Consider the following 19,470-nt stretch of genomic DNA (forward strand, 5'->3'; position numbering starts at 1 on the left):
GAGTGAAAAAAATGACGATTAAATCGAAACTAAAAACATTTTTCTTTTTAGATGATGAATATGATGATAATAATGATGACAATGTAGAAGCTAGTGAACCAGTCAAACAAAGACAGCAGCCTGTTAAAAACAAAAATGTTATTAGCCTGCAAAGTGTCCCAAAGTCATCAAATTCTACAAATTCTACAAATTTATCAATTGGTTCAAAGGTCATATTAGTGGAACCGCGTTCGTATTCAGAGTCAACGGATATTGCTGACCATTTAAAAAATCGCCGCGCTGTTGTCATAAACCTGCAGCGGATAGATAATGAACAGGGCCGGCAAATTATTGACTTTATCAGCGGTGTGGTTTATGCAATCGGCGGAGACATCCAAAAGATCGGCTTAAGTATTTTTTTATGTACGCCTGATAATGTAGAGGTATCAGGGAATATTTCGGACTTAATTTCTGACCATGAAACACAAAATACGAGGTGGTAAGATAAATGGAATGGGTGTTTAGTCTATTACAACAAGTAATAAGAATTTATTCGTATGCCTTGATTGTGTACATCTTAATGTCATGGTTCCCGAATGCAAGGGAATCCTCGATTGGCCAATTTTTAACGAGAATTTGCGAACCATATTTAGAACCATTTCGAAAAATCATTCCACCAATTGGGATGATGGATATTTCGCCAATTGTTGCAATCCTTGTTCTTAATCTTGCCATTGGTGGGTTATCCAGTGTGTATGGTTGGCTGCTTCAGGTAATTTGAATATAGGTTGTGTGTTAATCAATGAACATTTATCAGCATTTCCGGCCAGAAGAACGGGAATTTATTGACCAAGTAGTTCAGTGGAAGAGTTATGTCGAGATCCACTATACGCCAAAGCTTACTGATTTTCTTGACCCTAGGGAGCAGCAAATACTCAAAATGCTCATTGGCGAAAATGGAAATGTGAACTATCAGCTTTTTGGCGGCAGCCATAATTTAGAACGAAAAAGAGCCTTCCTCTACCCTGACTATTTGACTGCAAACTGTGATGATTTTCAAATTAGCCTTTTCGAAATTCACTATCCATCGAAGTTCGTTACGATTGAACATCGTCAGGTTTTGGGAACGCTGATGTCTTTAGGGCTCAAGCGGGGGAAATTTGGCGACATCCTTATGAAAGATGAGAGGATACAATTTTTCGTGGCAAAGGAAGTTAATGAGTATATTAAAAGCAATCTTGAATCAATTGGCAGGGCTGGTGTCAAGTTAGTTGAAATAAGCAGCGATGAGGCAATATCAGCAAAAGAATTATGGCAAGAAACTGATTTAACGGTATCTTCTTTACGGCTGGATACTGTTATTTCTGGAATCTATCATCTATCCCGGCAAAAATCACAAACCCTTTTTCAACAGGGGCTTGTGAAAGTAAACTGGACACTAACCGAAAACCCGTCGTTTTCGTGTGAGATCGGCGACATGATTTCGGTTCGCGGTCACGGTAGAGCAAAAATAATCGGGATTGAGGGAAAAACAAAAAAAGAAAAATGGCGAATTATCGTTGGAAAGCAAAAATAATTCAATTTTAGTGCAGGAATTTTGAAAAAAGTGTCGAATATTTTTTTATACATATAAAAGTATAGTTCGTATGGAGGTGGCATCATGCCGTTAACGCCGTTAGATATTCATAATAAAGAGTTTAATAAAGGTTTTCGCGGGTACGATGAAGATGAAGTGAATGAATTTCTTGACCAGGTCATAAAGGATTATGAATTAGTCCTCAGAGAGAAAAAAGAAACGGAAGAACGCTTGAATGAAATGAAAGAGCGTCTTGGCCATTTTGTGAATATTGAAGAAACGCTCAACAAATCAATTATTATTGCCCAAGAAGCTGGCGAAGATGTTAAGCGTAATGCCCAAAAGGAAGCAAAGCTGATTATTAAGGAAGCTGAGAAAAACGCGGACCGGATTGTCAACGAGTCCTTATCTAAAGCGAGGAAAATAGCTCTTGAAATTGAGGACCTAAAGAAGCAGTCAAAAGTATTCCGGACTCGGTTTAAAATGCTTATCGAAGCACAACTGGATATGCTGAGCACTGATGATTGGGATCATTTATTAGAGTATGAAGTGGATGCAACAGAGTTAAAAATTCATCAAGAAGAAGATTCCTTAGCTTGACGAATCAGCATTAATTCGCATATAATTTTTGAATAAGTTAAATACGACAGACATGACGTTGACAGGGACAGTACAATTTTTCTAAAACTTTCTTAAGCGAGCCGGGGATGGTGAAAGCCTGGTAAAGCAGAAAAATTGGAAGATCACCCTCGAGTTCCGGACCGAATTCCTTAACGGATAGTAGGCTCAGGCGTATTATTCACGTTACGAATGGTTAAGAGGATAGTACTGTTTTTCGTGCCGTACTATTTATCAGGGTGGTACCGCGGGAATTAAACCTTCTCGTCCCTATTTAGGGATGAGAGGGTTTTTTATTGTTCTAAATGGCTATTCTGTTAGATGATAGAATTACAGGAGGAAGAAAAAATGGAATACAAAGATACGTTATTAATGCCGAAAACTGAATTTCCAATGCGAGGCAATTTGCCGCAAAGAGAACCTGAGGTTCAGGCGAAATGGGAAGAAATGAATATTTATCAAAAGGTGCAAGAGCGGACGAAAGGACGTCCGATGTTTGTCCTTCATGATGGACCTCCATACGCAAACGGAGATATCCATATGGGCCATGCACTTAACAAAATTTTAAAAGATATGATTGTCCGCTATAAATCAATGAGCGGCTTCCATGCTCCATACGTTCCTGGCTGGGATACTCACGGGCTGCCAATTGAACAAGCTCTAACCAATAAAGGTGTTAAACGGAAAGAAATGACGGTGGCTGAATTCCGGGAGCTTTGTACGAAGTATGCCCTCGAGCAAATTGATAATCAGCGCTCACAATTTAAACGTCTCGGAGTTCGTGGTGATTGGGAGAATCCTTACATTACCTTGAAGCCTGAATACGAGGCACAACAAATTAAAGTGTTTGGTGAAATGGCGAAAAAGGGCTATATTTACAAAGGCAAAAAGCCGGTTTATTGGTCCCCTTCAAGTGAATCTGCACTTGCAGAGGCAGAAATTGAATACCAAGATAAGCGCTCAGCATCCATCTATGTTGGCTTTAAGGTGAAAGACGGGAAAGGTGTCCTTGATACTGATACCCAAATTGTAATTTGGACAACAACACCTTGGACAATTCCGGCAAACTTAGGGATTTCTGTTCATCCTGACTTAACCTATGTGGTCGTTACGGCAAATGGCAACAAATTCTTAGTGGCTGAAGCCCTTCTTGAAGCAGTAACGAACGAAATTGGCTGGGAAGATGTTACAGTTGTCCAAAAGGTCAAAGGTGCGGAATTAGAACAGATTGTCGCGGCACATCCGTTATATGATCGTGATTCTTTAGTTATGTTAGGTGAACACGTTACGACAGACGCTGGTACAGGCTGTGTTCATACTGCTCCGGGTCACGGGGAGGATGACTTCTATGTTGGTCAAAAATACGGCCTGGAAGTACTTTGCCCAGTCGACGACAAAGGAGTAATGACCAGCGAGGCACCAGGCTTCGAAGGATTATTCTACGATAAGGCAAACAAACCGATTGTGCAAGCCTTAGAAGAGGCAGATGCATTGTTAAAGCTTTCGTTTATTACGCACTCTTATCCGCACGATTGGAGAACGAAGAAACCGGTTATTTTCCGTGCGACAGCACAATGGTTCGCATCAATTAAGGATTTCCGAAATGAATTATTGGAAGCTGTAAAAGAAACGAAATGGGTACCGGCCTGGGGTGAAACACGGTTATTCAATATGGTTCGCGACCGTGGCGACTGGTGTATTTCTCGTCAACGGGTATGGGGTGTTCCAATCCCTGTTTTCTATGATGAAAATGGCAAAGAAATTATTACCGATGAAACAATCGAACATGTGTCAAATTTATTCCGTGAATTTGGATCAAACATTTGGTTTGAACGTGAAGCCAAGGATTTACTTCCTGAAGGATTTACCCATCCTGGAAGTCCTAACGGAACATTTACAAAAGAAACAGATATCATGGATGTTTGGTTTGATTCCGGTTCCTCCCATCAAGCTGTTCTGCTTGAAAGAGAAGATTTAGTTCGTCCTGCGGACCTTTATCTTGAAGGTTCTGACCAATATCGCGGCTGGTTTAATTCGTCTTTATCCACTGCTGTTGCCGTAACAGGTGAAGCGCCGTATAAAGGAGTATTAAGCCACGGCTTTGCCCTTGATGGTGAAGGCAGAAAAATGAGTAAATCGATTGGAAATGTCGTTGTACCGGCGAAGGTTATGAACCAATTAGGCGCTGATATTTTACGTCTTTGGGTAGCGTCCGTTGATTATCAAGCGGATGTTCGTGTTTCTGATGCCATCCTGAAACAGGTTGCCGAAGTATATCGTAAGATTCGTAATACCTTCCGTTTCTTACTTGGAAACTTAGCTGACTTTGATCCGGCAGTGAATAGGGTTGCTTATGAAGATTTACGTGAAGTTGATCAATTTATGCTCGTTAAATTAAATAAGTTGATTAAAAATGTTCGTAATGCTTATGAAAACTATGAGTTTGCAGGTATTTATCACGCGGTCAATAATTTCTGTACACTTGACCTAAGTGCTTTTTATCTTGATTTTGCCAAAGACGTTTTATACATTGAAGCGGTTAACCATCACGAGCGCCGTGCGATTCAAACCGTTTTATATGAATCATTACTAGCGTTAACAAAATTAGTTTCACCGATTCTTTCTCATACAGCTGATGAAGTATGGAAATTCATTCCTTCTGTTACTGAAGAAAGTGTCCAATTAACCGACCTTCCAGAATATCAGGAGTTAGCGGGTGCAAAAGCACTTGAAGAAAAATGGACTGCATTCATGAACCTTCGTGATGATGTCTTAAAAGCACTCGAAGAAGCTCGAAATGGAAAAGTAATTGGAAAATCGTTAACAGCAAAAGTTTCCCTATATGTTAATGAGAAAACGAAGGCACTTTTAGATTCAATTGAAGAAAACTTGAAACAACTGTTTATCGTCTCAGGCTTTGAAGTGGCTGGAACATACAATGAGGCTCCTGAAAACGCGCTAAAATTAGAGACTTCAGCTATTGTTGTGACCAAAGCAGAAGGTGAAACATGTGAACGCTGCTGGATTGTTTCAACAGAGATTGGGCAAGATTCAGAGCATTCAACACTTTGCCCTCGTTGTGCCGAAGTTGTAAAAGAAAATTATTCACACTTAGCATAAAGAAAACTCGCCGATTGGCGAGCCCGTTAGGGCGAAGACAGAGGCGTAGTTGCACTTATGCCTGATAGGAAAGTTATACTTTCCTATCGGCTAAGAAGAAGTCCCAAGCTATTTGCTTGGGGCTTTTTCATTAATTATCCTCTTTCGTTAATTGTTGTTGTTGATGTCAAATGTTTTCCCGTGTCAGTAATTCTTGACCGGATATAATAAGACAAATGATTAACGGAGGTAATAGCACTATGAATGCCATGCAGGAAGAGCTGTTTTTGGAACTCCGTATAACCCAATTAGAAATCGAAAATTCATTAAAAAACAAACAAAAGCCCGATTGGCTGACATCGATTTTGAAAGAAGAACTTGCCGACATTGATGCAGCTTTAAAAAAATTTGAACAAGGAAATTTTGGACAATGTGAAATTTCTGGAGAGTTTTTGCCAGATGATTTATTAAAAATAATCCCCACTTTAAAAACAATAAAGGATTCCGATGATTTAGAAATATATTACAAAAAGTCGCTCCACTAGTCTTTTTTATCATGTTTCATTGTCGTTTCGCGAAAAAGTATGCTAAAATGCTTAAGAAGTAAGAAAAGTGGAAGCGCCTTGTTCAGTGGCGACAAGCGTAAGACGTGCCGGCGAGAAGGCTGCTTTTTAGCCTTTTTGACGGATTGGCTTATGACCCGAGCCCCTAGGCGCTGGAACTAGACATAAGTATTGGCTGATGTGGAGGTATTTCTTAGTGTTTTATTACTACTTAATCGCTCTTTTTGTTATTTTATTAGATCAGGGTACGAAATGGTTAATTGTTCACAACATGCATCAAGGAGAAAGCATTACGATTATTGATAATGTTTTGTACATTACTTCTCATCGCAATCAAGGAGCTGCATGGGGAATCCTACAAGGTCAAATGTGGCTTTTTTATGTTATTACAATCGTTGTTATTGCCGCAATCATGTATTATATCTATAAAGCAGCGAAGGGCAAACGGCTCCTAGGGGTATCTCTTGCTTTTATGCTAGGCGGTGCAATCGGAAATTTCATAGACCGTGTGATTCACAAAGAAGTCGTCGACTTTATCCACACCTATATTTTTGGCTATAATTTTCCGGTCTTTAATATTGCGGATTCAGCTTTAGTGATTGGTGTAATTATGTTGATGATACAAATGCTGCGGGATGAAAGAGAATCAAAGGAGAAATTAAATGGAGACAATGGAACACATCATTCTTGAGGAGCAAAAGGGAGACCGTATTGATAAGGTACTCTCGGGGCTTGATGAAGAATGGTCACGAACACAGGTTCAGCAATGGATTAAAGATGGGCATATCCTTGTTAATGGACAAATGGTAAAAACCAATTATAAATGCAGTGTAAATGATCAAATTGAAATTACAATTCCGGAGCCAGAAGAGTTGGATGTGATTCCGGAAGAATTGAATTTGGAAATTTATTATGAAGACAAAGATGTCTTGGTTGTCAATAAACCAAGGGGGATGGTCGTTCATCCCGCTCCTGGACATATGACAGGGACACTTGTTAACGGTTTAATGGCCCATTGTAAGGATTTATCTGGTATCAATGGGGTATTAAGACCCGGGATTGTTCATCGCATTGACAAGGACACAACAGGTCTGTTAATGGTCGCTAAAAACGACATGGCTCATGAAAGCTTAGTCAATCAATTAGTTGAAAAAACCGTTACGCGAAAATATAAAGCAATCGTCCACGGTGTCATTCCACATGACTTTGGAACAATTGATGCCCCGCTTGGCAGAGATACAAAAGACCGTCAAAGTATGACGGTCGTTGATAACGGAAAACATGCGGTTACCCATTTTCAGGTGTTGGAACGCTTTAAGGACTTTACCTTCGTCGAGTGCCAATTGGAAACAGGAAGAACGCATCAAATCCGTGTTCATATGAAATACATCGGCTACCCGCTCGCTGGCGATCCAAAGTATGGGCCGAAAAAAACCTTGGATATTGACGGACAGGCATTGCATGCAGGTGTGCTTGGATTTATTCACCCAAGATCTGGTGAATATTTAGAATTCGAAGCACCGCTTCCTGATGATATCGAACGTTTGCTTGAGCAATTGCGAAAAAGTAATTGACGGAAGTCAAAAATTACAGTAAGATAACGATAGTTGAATATGCCTTTAATTCGGTCCCGTGAGGCTGAGAAGGAAACGGTTAAAGATTGTAGGCGGACTATGCCTATATCTTAAAATTAACATGTCCGCCTCTCGCCAAAACCGGTGAGAGGTTTTTTATTTTTGGCTGTGTTAAAACACATTGTTGATTTTGAGCACAATGTTGATTGGAGTGGAAGGCGCGAGACTCCTGCGGGAGCAGCGGGACAGGTGAGACCCCGCAGGCGCTATANGGCTCACCGCCCGCGGAAAGCGAAGCGCCTGGAATGGAAATCAACATTCACTTTTAACAGAGCCTTATTTTTAAAAAGAAGGTGTTGCGGATTGCAAAAAGCAATTGTCCTTGATGAGCAGGCTATCGGCAGGGCATTAACCCGAATTGCCCATCAAATTATCGAGAAAAATAAAGGGATAGAAGAGTGTGTTCTTGTTGGAATACGGACAAGAGGAATTTATCTGGCCGACCGCCTTGCAGCAAAAATTGCTGATATTGAGGGGAAATCGGTTCCTGTTGGTGAATTAGATATTACTCTTTATCGGGATGATTTAACGAAGAAAACTGAGAATCAGGAACCACTTGTTAAAGGTTCTGATATTCCGGTTGAAATCAGCAACAAAAAAGTCATTCTTGTTGACGATGTATTGTATACAGGCAGGACGGTGAGAGCCGGACTTGATGCCCTTATGGATCTTGGGCGCCCGGCAGGAATCCAGCTTGCAGTTTTAGTGGACCGCGGTCATCGTGAACTGCCAATTCGTGCTGATTATGTAGGGAAAAATATCCCAACATCAAGTGACGAAAAAATCGTGGTTGAGCTGGCAGAAGTTGATAAGGTGGATCAAGTAAGTATTTTTGAAAAATAAATAGCAGCCCTTTTAAATGCAGTCCCGTGAGGCTGACAAAGGGGAAAAAGCCGTTCATTTTATTTAGGTGCGGCAATTTCTAACCCTCTTTGTGCCTTCATGGTCAAAGAGGGTTTTTTTATTAAAAAAAATAATGAATTCGGGGGAAATTAGAATGACTAACAAACCAATTTTAGACGTAAACGAGATTCCAAAACCGGGTCAATGGCTGACATTAAGCATTCAGCACTTGTTCTCCATGTTTGGGGCAACCATCCTTGTTCCATACCTTGTCGGCCTAAGCCCCGCGATTGCATTAATCTCCAGCGGACTTGGCACCTTGGCATTTTTATTAATAACAAAAGGGAAAGTCCCGGCCTATCTAGGATCGTCATTTGCCTATATTATTCCAATTAAACTACTCAACGAAGCAGGGGGACCAAGTGCGGCAATGGTTGGAACCTTCCTTGCTGGTCTTGTATATGGGATTATTGCACTGATCATCTGTAAGGCGGGTTACCGCTGGATCATGAAATTATTGCCTCCGATTGTAGTTGGGCCGGTTATCATTGTTATTGGCTTGTCCGTAGCCCCAACAGCACTTAGTATGGCGATGAATAACCCTGCAGGAAAGTACAGCATTCTTCATTTCTCTGCAGCTCTTGTTACACTTGCGGCAACTATTATCTTCTCGATTTTTGCAAAAAAAATATTAAGCATTATCCCAATATTAGCAGGAATTATCGTTGGTTATCTTTACTCGTTAATGGTGGGAATCGTTGATTTTGGACCGGTAATGAAAGCTGGTTGGTTGGAAATGCCGGAATTTATCATCCCATTTGTCAGCTATAAGGTGAAATTTACATGGGATATTTTCTGGTTAATGGTACCTGTCGCAGTGGTAACCATTTCGGAACATATCGGCCACCAGTTAATCCTTAGTAAGGTAGTAGGACGTGATTATATTAAGGAACCAGGCTTGCATCGTTCCATCCTTGGAGACGGAACAGCAACGATTATTTCAGCATTTGTCGGCGGTCCACCAAAAACAACTTACGGTGAAAATATCGGCGTCTTGGCAATTACCCGTGTCTACAGTGTATACGTGCTGGCAGGTGCAGCAGTTTTAGCGGTTATCTTCGGTTTCATTGGAAAAATAACAGCGTTAATTGGGACGATTCCGACACCGGTTATGGGTGGTGTCTCCATCCTATTGTTTGGAATTATCGCTTCTTCAGGATTACGAATGTTAGTCGATAGTAAAATTGATTTTGATGATAAACGTAACCTCGTCATTTCATCAGTTATTCTTGTCATCGGACTTGGCGGAGCTATTCTCAAGCTGCCATTTAAAGATATCCAAATTCAAGGGATGGCCTTAGCAGCAATCTTAGGTGTCGTGTTAAATCTAATTCTTCCTGGCCGGCAGCCGGTGACTGAAAACATCTTGGAAGAGGAAACGAAAGAAAAACAGAAAACAGCATAATAAAGAAACCTTTTAACTAAGTCCAGAGAGGCTTACAAGGGTGTTAGACCTGAACCAGTCTGTTAAGAATGGTTTAGGTTTGGATCAATGCACCCTGATAGCAAGATATTAGGGTGCATTTTTTAATGCTAAGGAAGGAGTGGGAGAGGGATGTTACATCATTTACTTACTACGAACGAATTAAAGGTGGAGGAAATTTATCAACTACTTGAAGATGCGAGAAGGTTTTCGAAAGGAATGACCTGGAGGACGGAACAGCAAATGTTTACGGCAAACCTATTTTTTGAAAACAGCACAAGAACAAAATGCAGTTTCGAAGTAGCGGAAAGAAGATTAGGGTTAGGGGTTATTCCGTTTGAAGTGGAAACCTCAAGTGTCCAAAAAGGGGAAACGCTCTACGATACTGTCAAAACATTGGAAGCGATTGGTGTCAATGCAATCGTCATTCGCCATGGGCAGGATCGATATTTTGATGAACTAGTTGGAAAAGTTAATATCCCAATTCTTAATGGCGGGGATGGCTGTGGTCATCATCCAACACAGTCGCTCCTTGATCTATTAACAATCCAGCAGGAGTTCGGCCGGTTTGAGGGCTTGAAAATTGCGATTATTGGCGATATCAGCCACAGCAGGGTAGCACGGTCAAATGCTGATGCTTTAACAAGACTCGGAGCAGAGGTCATTTTTTCTGGGCCGGAAGAATGGTTTGATAACCACAGTTTGCAATCAGCAAAATATAGACCAATTGATGAAGCAATCAGGGAAGCCGATGTAGTTATGCTGCTAAGGGTTCAGCATGAACGTCATCAAAGGAAGGGAAGCTTTACCGCTTCCGAGTATCATAACCAATTTGGCCTCACATTAGAAAGGGAAGGGCAAATGAAGCCAAACAGCATTATTATGCATCCAGCTCCGGTAAACCGGAATGTGGAAATTGCTGATAGCTTGGTAGAATGCAAACGGTCAAGAATCTTTAAGCAAATGGAAAACGGTGTTTATGTCAGAATGGCTGCCTTAAAACGGTCAATTGAAAGCTTAATGGGAGGAAATCAATATGAAGCTGCTTATTCAGAACGCAAATTACATAGCATTTAATGGAGAAAAAGATCAGACAAATATTTTAATAGAAAACGGGATTATTACGGAAATAGAAAAGAAGATTGAGGCAGATGTGGAAAGAAAAGTGGATGCAACGGGAATGTTGGTTTCACCGGGATTTATCGACTTGCATGTCCACCTGCGCGAGCCTGGTGGAGAAAAGAAAGAGACAATTGCATCCGGAACTCTAGCTGCAGCAAGGGGAGGATTTACAACAGTTGCTGCCATGCCGAATACGAGACCGGTGCCTGACACCATAAACAATATGGAGGACTTGCAAAAGAGGATTCGGGAGACAGCTCATGTGAGGGTTTTACCGTATGCATCAATTACGACGAGACAGCTTGGCAAGGAATTGACAGACTTTGAGGCACTCAAAGAAGCGGGTGCTTTCGCTTTTACCGATGATGGAGTTGGGATTCAGTCGGCGGATAAGATGCTAGCAGCAATGCGTAAGGCAGCAAAGGCAAATATGGCAATTGTTGCCCATTGTGAAGAAAATTTGCTGATTAATAAAGGTTGTGTCCATGAGGGTTCTTTCTCAGAAAAGCATGGATTAAATGGAATCCCATCTGTATGTGAATCGGTCCAGATTGCCAGAGATGTGCTGCTTGCTGAGGCAGCAGGCTGTCATTACCATGTATGCCATGTCAGTACGAAGGAGTCTGTCCGGATAATAAGGGATGCCAAGCGTGCAGGAATTCATGTCACTGCGGAAGTCACCCCGCACCATTTATTACTAACGCAGGATGATATTCCAGGACTTGACGCCAACTTTAAGATGAATCCTCCGCTTAGGGATGCAACTGATCGTGCTGCCTTAATTGAAGGCCTGCTTGATGGCACAATTGATTTCATCGCCACCGATCATGCACCACACACACTTGAAGAAAAAAGTGAAGGAATGGAATTGGCACCGTTTGGCATTGTCGGTTTAGAGACAGCCTTCCCGCTCCTGTATACACATTTAGTGTTAAAAAATATTATTTCGCTTGAAGAGTTAATTGGCTTTTTAACGCTGAAGCCTGCCAAAAGTTTTGCCCTGCCGTATGGAAAATTGGAAGTGGGGGCTCGCGCTGATTTCGTTCTGTTGAATCTGAATAAAGAGCGAGAAATTGATCCATCCGGATTTCTATCTAAAGGGAAAAACACCCCATTTGCTGGCTGGAAATGTAAGGGCTGGCCGGAAATGACGATTGCTGACGGGCAGATAGTTTGGGAAAAGGGAGTGTAATAGCATGAAAGCACAGCTTATTTTAGAGGATGGAACGATTTTTATCGGTGACGGCTTTGGCGGTCATATGGATACAATGGGTGAAATCGTATTTAATACAGGGATGACAGGCTATCAGGAGATTCTTTCCGACCCTTCCTATTGCGGGCAAATTGTCATGCTCACCTATCCTTTAATCGGAAATTACGGAGTAAACCGCGATGATTTTGAATCGATTAATCCTGCTGTGAAAGGATTGATTGTCAAGGAAGTGACTGATTACCCTTCGAACTGGCGTAGTGAATTCACTATCGATGAATATTTTAAAATGAAAAAAATCCCCGGTATTTCTGGGATTGATACGAGAAAATTAACAAGGATTATCCGTGAACATGGAACTTTAAAAGGAGCCATTTGCAGCATTGAGCGGGATCCGCTAGAAGTAGTAAGCAGATTACGGCAAACAAGACTTCCGATTGATCAAGTGAGAACAGTATCCACAAAAAATTCATACCCAAGCCCTGGGCGCGGGAAAAGAATTGTCCTGGTTGACTTTGGCATGAAGCATGGAATTTTACGAGAATTAAATAAACGTGGATGCGATGTCGTTGTTGTTCCATATCATACAACGGCAGATGAAATCTTCCAATTGCTTCCTGACGGGATACTGCTCTCAAATGGACCGGGAGATCCCAAAGATGTCCCGGAAGGTATCCATATGATTAAACAAGTACTGGGGACCATTCCGATATTTGGAATATGCCTTGGTCATCAATTATTTGCCCTTGCCTGCGGTGCGAACACAGTGAAAATGAAATTCGGCCACCGAGGTTCGAACCATCCTGTCAAGGATCTGGCTACAGGTAAAATTGCAATTACTTCACAAAATCATGGATACACGGTGGAAACAGAGTCATTGCATCAAACACGATTAGCGATTACACATGTCGCACTAAATGATGGGACGATAGAAGGCTTACAACATTTAGATTTCCCTGCCTTTACAGTTCAATATCATCCCGAGGCTTCCCCGGGACCAGAAGATGCAAACAGCTTATTTGAACAGTTTCTTGCCATGATTGATGCTGAAAAACAGGAGGGAATAGTACGATGCCAAAACGTAAAGATATAAACTCCATTTTAGTTATCGGTTCAGGACCAATTGTTATCGGCCAGGCGGCGGAATTTGACTATGCCGGCACCCAGGCATGCATCGCCCTGAAAGAAGAAGGGTATCGGGTCATTCTGGTAAACTCGAATCCGGCGACGATTATGACCGATACGGAAATCGCCGATGCCGTTTATATTGAACCGCTCACAGTCGAATTTGTCAGCCGAATCATCCGCAAGGAACGTCCAGATGCACTTTTAGCAACATTGGGTGGTCAAACAGGCCTTAATCTTGCTGTGGAGCTGGCAAATTCAGGCGTACTACAAGAGTGTGAAGTCGAAATAGTAGGCACAAAGCTTTCCGCGATTAAACAAGCAGAAGACAGAGACTTATTCCGCAGCTTAATGAATGAGCTAGGGGAGCCAATTCCGGATAGCGAAATTATCCACGAGTTTAAAGAAGCTGCAGCTTTTGTTGAAAAGATTGGTTTCCCAGTCATTGTCCGTCCGGCCTTTACCCTTGGGGGAACTGGCGGAGGGATTTGTCACAATCTGGGAGAATTAGAAGGAATCGTTTCATCCGGATTAAAGAACAGCCCTGTTCATCAATGCCTGCTTGAAAAAAGTATCGCAGGCTATAAGGAAATCGAATACGAGGTCATGCGTGATGCCAATGATAATGCGATAGTGGTTTGCAACATGGAAAACATCGACCCGGTTGGCGTTCATACAGGTGACTCGATAGTTGTCGCACCAAGCCAAACCTTGAGTGACCGAGAATATCAGCTGTTAAGAAATGTTTCACTTAAAATCATTCGTGCACTTGGAATTGAAGGAGGCTGTAACGTCCAGCTCGCTTTAGATCCGGTCAGCTTTAACTATTATATAATCGAAGTAAACCCACGGGTAAGCCGTTCATCTGCCCTTGCATCGAAAGCAACAGGCTACCCAATTGCCAAGCTTGCTGCCAAAATTGCTGTTGGCTTAACACTTGATGAGATGATTAATCCGGTTACAGGAAAAACCTATGCCTGTTTCGAACCGGCACTCGACTATATTGTGACGAAAATTCCCCGCTGGCCATTTGATAAATTTGAATCGGGAAACCGTTATCTTGGAACGCAAATGAAGGCAACGGGAGAAGTTATGGCCATTGGCCGGACGTTTGAGGAATCGCTGTTAAAAGCCATTCGATCTCTTGATGCCGGTGTCTGTCATTTCGAATTGACTGGGGCAGAGGAAATTGATGATGAGCTCCTCGAAAAACGGATTCATAAAGCAGGGGATGAGCGGCTCTTTTATATTGCCGAAAGCTTGAAGCGAGGAATATCAATTGAAACTATTCATCAATGGAGCAAAATCGATCTATTTTTCTTGAAGAAAATGGCAGGGATCATTGAACATGAAGCCGAGCTAGCAGCCCGCCCATTTGACAGGGAACTTCTTTATGAAGTGAAGCAAAAGGGATTTTCTGATAAAAAAATTGCTGAGCTTTGGGAAAGGAGTGAGCAGGAAATATTCGCTTTTCGCAAGGATGTTGGCATTCTCCCGGTTTATAAAATGGTCGATACGTGTGCTGCTGAATTCGTGAGTGAAACACCGTATTACTATGGCACCTATGAGGAGGAGAACGAATCGCTTGTGACAGATAGAAAAAGTGTGATTGTTCTGGGCTCTGGTCCAATCCGCATCGGCCAAGGGATTGAGTTTGATTATGCGACCGTCCATTCGGTGAAGGCCATTAAAGAAGCCGGCTATGAGGCGATTATTATTAACAACAATCCGGAAACCGTCTCAACTGATTTCAGTATTTCCGATAAACTTTACTTTGAGCCGCTGACGCTTGAGGATGTAATGCCTATCGTCGAAATGGAACAACCAATTGGCGTGGTCGTTCAGTTTGGCGGGCAGACGGCAATCAATCTTGCTGCCGAGCTTGCAGAAAATGGGGTTAACATTTTGGGTACAAGTTTAGAGGCTTTGGACGGTGCGGAAGACAGGGATAAATTTGAACAAGCGCTCGAAAGGTTACATATTCCGCAGCCGCTGGGCAAAACGGCCTTGTCGGTGGAAGAAGCCATTGTAATTGCCGAAGAAATCGGTTATCCGGTATTAGTCCGTCCCTCATACGTCCTTGGCGGCCGGGCAATGGAGATTGTCTATCAAAAGCAAGAGTTACTTTATTATATGGAAAATGCAGTTAAAATCAATCCGGAACACCCTGTCTTGATTGACCGTTATTTAACAGGGAAAGAAGTCGAAGTAGATGCCGTTTGTGACGGTGAACATGTTTTAATTCCAGGAATTATGGAACATATAGAACGGGCCGGCGTACACTCCGGCGATTCAATCGCTGTCTATCCGCCGCAGACACTCTCAGAATCAGTTAAACAAACACTCGTTGAATATACAGAAAAATTAGCTTTAGGACTAAATATTGTCGGGCTGTTAAACATTCAGTATGTGGTATCAGAAAACCAAGTACTTGTCCTGGAAGTAAATCCGAGGTCAAGTCGAACTGTTCCGTTTTTAAGCAAAATTACGAATGTCCCGATGGCAAAAATTGCGACAAAAGCGATTTTAGGCGTTTCCTTGACAGACCAAGGTTATCCAGCAGGTCTAATTCCTGAAAAAAATGGTGTGTTTGTCAAGGTTCCGGTTTTTTCATTTGCTAAGTTAAAAAGCGTTGACATTACACTCGGACCGGAAATGAAATCAACCGGCGAGGTAATGGGTAAGGATTTGACACTTGAAAAAGCACTATATAAAGGTTTGATTGCTTCGGGGATGAATATTCAGAGGTTTGGCACTGTGTTATTTACAGTGGCTGACAAAGATAAAGAAGAAGCCTTAAAGCTTGCCTTGAGGTTTGCGGCAAATGGATACCGCCTAATGGCAACAAGCGGGACTGCTGGGGTGCTCGAGTCTGCTGGTTTGAAGGTAAAGGTTGTTGGGAAAATCGGCTCGGATGGTCAGACACTACTGGATGTGATTCAAAGTGGTGAAGCGCAATTCATTATTAACACCTTAACAAAAGGAAAACAGCCGGAGAGGGACGGATTTAGAATTCGCCGTGGCGCTGTTGAAAATGGAGTTCCATGTTTAACTTCATTAGACACTGCAGATGCAATCTTAAAAGTAATCGAGTCGATGAATTTTTCCGCAGAAGCAATGGGTGTTGAAAATAAGGAGGAAGTCCTCAAATGATCCAAAAAGAATTTTGCCCAATCATCAGTCAAACGGAAATCGCCGAGGACATTTTTGAACTGACAGTGAAAGCATGCTTGGTAAGTCAAATCAAACAGCCAGGGCAGTTTGTTCATATTAAGGCTGCCAATGCCCTGGATCCGCTTTTGCGAAGACCAATCAGCATTTCGTCATTTGATCAAGAGAACGAACAGTTTACGATGATTTACCGCAAGGAAGGCAGGGGGACGTCGCTGCTTGCGAAAATGGAACCGGGGATGGAGCTTGATATCCTGGGTCCGTTAGGAAACGGCTTTCCCATTGAGGAAGTAAGCAGTGAAGAGACAGCGTTGCTTGTTGGCGGCGGGATTGGTGTGCCGCCACTATTTGAACTATCAAAGCAGCTAGTGGCCAAAGGGGTAAATGTTATTCACGTTCTTGGATTTCAAACGGAATCAGCCGTTTTTTATGAACAGGAATTTTTGAAAAATGGTGAAACATACGTGACAACGGTTGATGGCACGTATGGAATACAAGGTTTTGTAACGGATGTAATGGGAAATTTACGATTCGAATGTATTTATGCTTGCGGACCAACTTCAATGTTAAAAGCGCTTGAACAGCATTATTCTGATAAAAAGCTATTTTTATCATTAGAGGAGCGAATGGGCTGCGGAATTGGGGCTTGCTTTGCTTGTGTTTGTAGATTGGCAGATGACCCATCGGGGGTTTCCTATAAAAAGGTTTGCAGTGATGGGCCAGTATTTCGTGCCGGGGAGGTATTGATATGAACCGTTTACATGTTGAATTACCTGGTTTAAAGCTGAAAAATCCTATTATGCCAGCCTCAGGTTGTTTCGGATTTGGCAGGGAATACAGCCAGTTTTATGATTTAAGTAAACTTGGTGCCATCATGATTAAAGCGACAACAGTTGAACCGAGATTTGGCAATCCAACTCCAAGAGTTGCCGAAACGGATGCAGGAATGCTCAACGCCATCGGTCTACAAAATCCCGGACTTAAAAAAGTAATCTCAGAGGAATTGCCATGGTTATCCCAGTATGATGTTCCAATCATTGCAAATGTTGCGGGTTCCCTTGAAGAGGACTATGTCTCGGTTGCAAGGGAAATATCGAAGGCAGGGAATGTTCATGCATTGGAATTAAATATTTCCTGTCCTAACGTAAAAACCGGGGGGATTGCGTTTGGAACAATCCCCGAGGTTGCCAAGCAATTGACACGGAAGGTAAAAGAGGTCTCTCGGGTCCCGGTTTATGTGAAGCTATCGCCGAATGTCACTAATATTGTCGAAATGGCAAAGGCAGTGGAAGATGGCGGTGCTGATGGTTTAACAATGATTAACACTCTAGTCGGGATGAGGCTTGATTTAAAAACTGGGAAACCGATTTTAGCCAACATAACTGGCGGACTATCCGGTCCGGCGATTAAACCGGTGGCGATTCGGATGATTTATGAGGTAAGTCAAGCTGTCTCGATTCCGATTATCGGAATGGGCGGTGTTCAGTCCGCCGAGGATGTCATCGAGTATTTTTATGCAGGGGCAAGTGCTGTCGCAGTAGGAACCGCAAATTTCGTTGATCCATTAGTTTGTCCAACCATCATTGAAGAACTGCCGGTGCTTTTAAAAAAATTAGGGTTCGAACACATCAGTGAATGCAGGGGAAGGAGCTGGAATCAGCATGGACAACTCGCTTATCATCGCGCTTGATTTTGCTAACAAAAGCGAAGCAGAACGGTTTTTGGCACCGTTTGAAGAAAGACGGCTTTTTCTAAAGGTTGGCATGGAGCTATTTTACAAGGAGGGTCCTGCGATTGTTCATCTATTAAAAGAAAAGGGGCATCAAATTTTTCTTGATTTAAAGCTTCATGATATTCCGAACACGGTGAGAAGTGCGATGAAGGGGCTGGCACGAATGGAATGTGATCTCGTCAATGTCCATGCCGCTGGAGGAAGAGAAATGATGCAATCGGCTTTAGAAGGACTAGAAGCAGGTACGGCAACCGGTCGAGAACGTCCAAATTGCATCGCTGTAACCCAATTAACCAGCACCTCACAGGAGCAGATGAATTGTGAGCAGCTGATTCCCGTTACATTGGATGAATCCGTGCTCCATTATGCTTCGCTGGCAAAGAATGCTGGATTAGATGGAGTAGTCTGCTCAGCACGGGAATCTGAATCGATTCATTCGCAAGCAGGAAGCTCATTCTTAACCGTTTGCCCGGGAATCAGAATGGAATCTGATCAAGTTGGTGACCAAAAACGCGTCGCTACTCCTGAATTTGCAAGGCGGTCGGGAGTAAGTGCAATTGTTGTGGGACGTTCGATTACACGGTCAGCTGATCCGGTGAGAAGCTATGAACAATGGATGAATGCCTGGAGGGGAGTACATAAATGAAACAGATAATTGCTGAAAAACTATTAGAAATCAATGCTGTAGCATTACGGCCGCAAGCTCCGTTTACCTGGACATCAGGACTAAATTCACCGATTTATTGTGATAACCGCTTAACTCTCTCGTATCCTGAGGTTAGAAGGGAGATTGCAAACGGATTAAGAGATCTCATTCTCGAAAACCTTCCGGATGCAGAAGTTATCGCAGGTACTGCCACAGCTGGAATTCCGCATGCGGCATGGGTCAGCGAGCTTTTGAACTTGCCGATGTGTTACGTTCGCTCCAAGGCGAAGGGGCATGGCAAGGGCAATCAAATTGAGGGCAGTGTGGCAGCTGGGCAAAAGGTCGTTGTTGTTGAAGATTTAATTTCAACTGGCGGCAGTGTGATTACAGCTGTGCAGGCATTAAGAGAAGCAGGCTGTGACGTGCTTGGAGTTGTCTCAATTTTTACTTATGGGCTTGAAAAGGGAAGGCAGTCACTTCTCGAGGAAGAAATTAAGAGTCTCTCACTAACAGATTTTCCAACATTAATAGAAGTAGCCATTTCAAAAGGCTATGTCAGCGCAGAGGATCAGGATAGCCTGCTGTTATGGAGGAAGGACCCAGCTAATTGGAGGCAAAAAGAAGACATAACAAATAAATAAAAAAGCGGCGAAATTGATTGGTAAGATA

At 42.5% G+C, this 19,470-nt stretch carries 18 protein-coding genes and 1 other annotated feature; all 18 genes read left to right on the forward strand.

Going from position 1 to position 19,470, the window contains the following annotated elements:
- Positions 1-11: 11 nt before the first annotated feature.
- The 18 genes from AA980_RS02340 (at position 12) to pyrE (ending at position 19,442) form a co-directional block, all read left to right on the forward strand.
- Entirely contained in the window at positions 12-482 is a 471-nt protein-coding gene (locus AA980_RS02340) for a cell division protein SepF (protein WP_024026911.1), read from the forward strand.
- Between the two features lie 5 nt (positions 483-487).
- Positions 488-760, forward strand: coding sequence for a YggT family protein (locus tag AA980_RS02345; RefSeq protein ID WP_024026912.1), 273 nt, complete (start codon positions 488-490; stop codon positions 758-760).
- 21 nt (positions 761-781) lie between these two features.
- Positions 782-1,555, forward strand: a complete 774-nt coding sequence (locus AA980_RS02350) for a YlmH family RNA-binding protein (RefSeq protein ID WP_024026913.1) — start codon at positions 782-784, stop codon at positions 1,553-1,555.
- Positions 1,556-1,639: 84 nt separating this feature from the next.
- Complete coding sequence (locus AA980_RS02355; protein WP_024026914.1) at positions 1,640-2,155, forward strand: DivIVA domain-containing protein; 516 nt, start codon at positions 1,640-1,642, stop codon at positions 2,153-2,155.
- A gap of 49 nt (positions 2,156-2,204) precedes the next feature.
- Positions 2,205-2,448 (forward strand) — a binding site (T-box leader).
- A gap of 73 nt (positions 2,449-2,521) precedes the next feature.
- Positions 2,522-5,293 carry an isoleucine--tRNA ligase gene (gene ileS / locus AA980_RS02360; protein WP_024026915.1) on the forward strand — a complete coding sequence of 924 codons (2,772 nt, stop codon included), beginning with the start codon at positions 2,522-2,524 and terminating at the stop codon, positions 5,291-5,293.
- 239 nt (positions 5,294-5,532) lie between these two features.
- Positions 5,533-5,817, forward strand: coding sequence for a hypothetical protein (locus AA980_RS02365; protein WP_024030990.1), 285 nt, complete (start codon positions 5,533-5,535; stop codon positions 5,815-5,817).
- Between the two features lie 196 nt (positions 5,818-6,013).
- Entirely contained in the window at positions 6,014-6,526 is a 513-nt protein-coding gene (gene lspA, locus AA980_RS02370) for a signal peptidase II (protein WP_034725227.1), read from the forward strand.
- Positions 6,498-7,409: an RluA family pseudouridine synthase gene (locus AA980_RS02375; protein ID WP_024030988.1), complete on the forward strand. Its 912-nt coding sequence runs from the start codon at positions 6,498-6,500 to the stop codon at positions 7,407-7,409. The genes lspA and AA980_RS02375 overlap by 29 nt, the downstream gene beginning before the upstream one ends.
- A 363-nt stretch (positions 7,410-7,772) precedes the next feature.
- Entirely contained in the window at positions 7,773-8,312 is a 540-nt protein-coding gene (gene pyrR / locus AA980_RS02380; RefSeq protein ID WP_034724803.1) for a bifunctional pyr operon transcriptional regulator/uracil phosphoribosyltransferase PyrR, read from the forward strand.
- Positions 8,313-8,466: 154 nt separating this feature from the next.
- Positions 8,467-9,777: a solute carrier family 23 protein gene (locus AA980_RS02385; protein WP_024030174.1), complete on the forward strand. Its 1,311-nt coding sequence runs from the start codon at positions 8,467-8,469 to the stop codon at positions 9,775-9,777.
- A 150-nt stretch (positions 9,778-9,927) separates the two neighbouring features.
- Positions 9,928-10,872 (forward strand): aspartate carbamoyltransferase catalytic subunit, encoded by a 945-nt coding sequence (locus AA980_RS02390; protein WP_024030175.1) that lies wholly within the window; start codon positions 9,928-9,930, stop codon positions 10,870-10,872.
- On the forward strand, positions 10,832-12,109 hold the full coding sequence (locus AA980_RS02395) for a dihydroorotase (RefSeq protein WP_024030176.1): 1,278 nt from the start codon (positions 10,832-10,834) through the stop codon (positions 12,107-12,109). The genes AA980_RS02390 and AA980_RS02395 overlap by 41 nt, the downstream gene beginning before the upstream one ends.
- Positions 12,110-12,113: 4 nt before the next feature.
- Positions 12,114-13,220: a carbamoyl phosphate synthase small subunit gene (locus AA980_RS02400; RefSeq protein WP_024030177.1), complete on the forward strand. Its 1,107-nt coding sequence runs from the start codon at positions 12,114-12,116 to the stop codon at positions 13,218-13,220.
- A complete protein-coding gene (gene carB, locus AA980_RS02405) occupies positions 13,199-16,405 on the forward strand; it encodes a carbamoyl-phosphate synthase large subunit (RefSeq protein ID WP_024030178.1) in 3,207 nt (1,068 codons plus the stop codon). Before AA980_RS02400 ends, carB begins: the two co-directional genes overlap by 22 nt.
- Positions 16,405-17,175 (forward strand): dihydroorotate dehydrogenase electron transfer subunit, encoded by a 771-nt coding sequence (locus tag AA980_RS02410; protein WP_328586717.1) that lies wholly within the window; start codon positions 16,405-16,407, stop codon positions 17,173-17,175. Before carB ends, AA980_RS02410 begins: the two co-directional genes overlap by 1 nt.
- Complete coding sequence (locus AA980_RS02415; RefSeq protein WP_024030180.1) at positions 17,172-18,113, forward strand: dihydroorotate dehydrogenase; 942 nt, start codon at positions 17,172-17,174, stop codon at positions 18,111-18,113. The genes AA980_RS02410 and AA980_RS02415 overlap by 4 nt, the downstream gene beginning before the upstream one ends.
- Positions 18,085-18,801, forward strand: coding sequence for an orotidine-5'-phosphate decarboxylase (gene pyrF, locus AA980_RS02420; RefSeq protein WP_024030181.1), 717 nt, complete (start codon positions 18,085-18,087; stop codon positions 18,799-18,801). Before AA980_RS02415 ends, pyrF begins: the two co-directional genes overlap by 29 nt.
- Positions 18,798-19,442, forward strand: a complete 645-nt coding sequence (pyrE, locus tag AA980_RS02425) for an orotate phosphoribosyltransferase (RefSeq protein ID WP_024030182.1) — start codon at positions 18,798-18,800, stop codon at positions 19,440-19,442. Before pyrF ends, pyrE begins: the two co-directional genes overlap by 4 nt.
- Positions 19,443-19,470: the final 28 nt, after the last annotated feature.

Origin of the sequence: Neobacillus vireti (assembly GCF_001026695.1) — a bacterium.
GTDB lineage: Bacteria > Bacillota > Bacilli > Bacillales > Cytobacillaceae > Neobacillus > Neobacillus vireti.

Bases quoted from the DNA above. Each gene is read 5' to 3' on its own strand.
- pyrF (WP_024030181.1), top strand. From the start codon at position 18,085: ATGGACAACTCGCTTATCATCGCGCTTGATTTTGCTAACAAAAGCGAA.
- AA980_RS02375 (WP_024030988.1), top strand. From the start codon at position 6,498: ATGGAGACAATGGAACACATCATTCTTGAGGAGCAAAAGGGAGACCGT.
- lspA (WP_034725227.1), top strand. From the start codon at position 6,014: ATGTGGAGGTATTTCTTAGTGTTTTATTACTACTTAATCGCTCTTTTT.
- carB (WP_024030178.1), top strand. From the start codon at position 13,199: ATGCCAAAACGTAAAGATATAAACTCCATTTTAGTTATCGGTTCAGGA.
- AA980_RS02345 (WP_024026912.1), top strand. From the start codon at position 488: ATGGAATGGGTGTTTAGTCTATTACAACAAGTAATAAGAATTTATTCG.
- AA980_RS02340 (WP_024026911.1), top strand. From the start codon at position 12: ATGACGATTAAATCGAAACTAAAAACATTTTTCTTTTTAGATGATGAA.
- pyrE (WP_024030182.1), top strand. From the start codon at position 18,798: ATGAAACAGATAATTGCTGAAAAACTATTAGAAATCAATGCTGTAGCA.
- AA980_RS02390 (WP_024030175.1), top strand. From the start codon at position 9,928: ATGTTACATCATTTACTTACTACGAACGAATTAAAGGTGGAGGAAATT.
- AA980_RS02395 (WP_024030176.1), top strand. From the start codon at position 10,832: ATGAAGCTGCTTATTCAGAACGCAAATTACATAGCATTTAATGGAGAA.
- AA980_RS02355 (WP_024026914.1), top strand. From the start codon at position 1,640: ATGCCGTTAACGCCGTTAGATATTCATAATAAAGAGTTTAATAAAGGT.
- ileS (WP_024026915.1), top strand. From the start codon at position 2,522: ATGGAATACAAAGATACGTTATTAATGCCGAAAACTGAATTTCCAATG.
- AA980_RS02400 (WP_024030177.1), top strand. From the start codon at position 12,114: ATGAAAGCACAGCTTATTTTAGAGGATGGAACGATTTTTATCGGTGAC.
- AA980_RS02365 (WP_024030990.1), top strand. From the start codon at position 5,533: ATGAATGCCATGCAGGAAGAGCTGTTTTTGGAACTCCGTATAACCCAA.
- AA980_RS02350 (WP_024026913.1), top strand. From the start codon at position 782: ATGAACATTTATCAGCATTTCCGGCCAGAAGAACGGGAATTTATTGAC.
- AA980_RS02385 (WP_024030174.1), top strand. From the start codon at position 8,467: ATGACTAACAAACCAATTTTAGACGTAAACGAGATTCCAAAACCGGGT.
- AA980_RS02415 (WP_024030180.1), top strand. From the start codon at position 17,172: ATGAACCGTTTACATGTTGAATTACCTGGTTTAAAGCTGAAAAATCCT.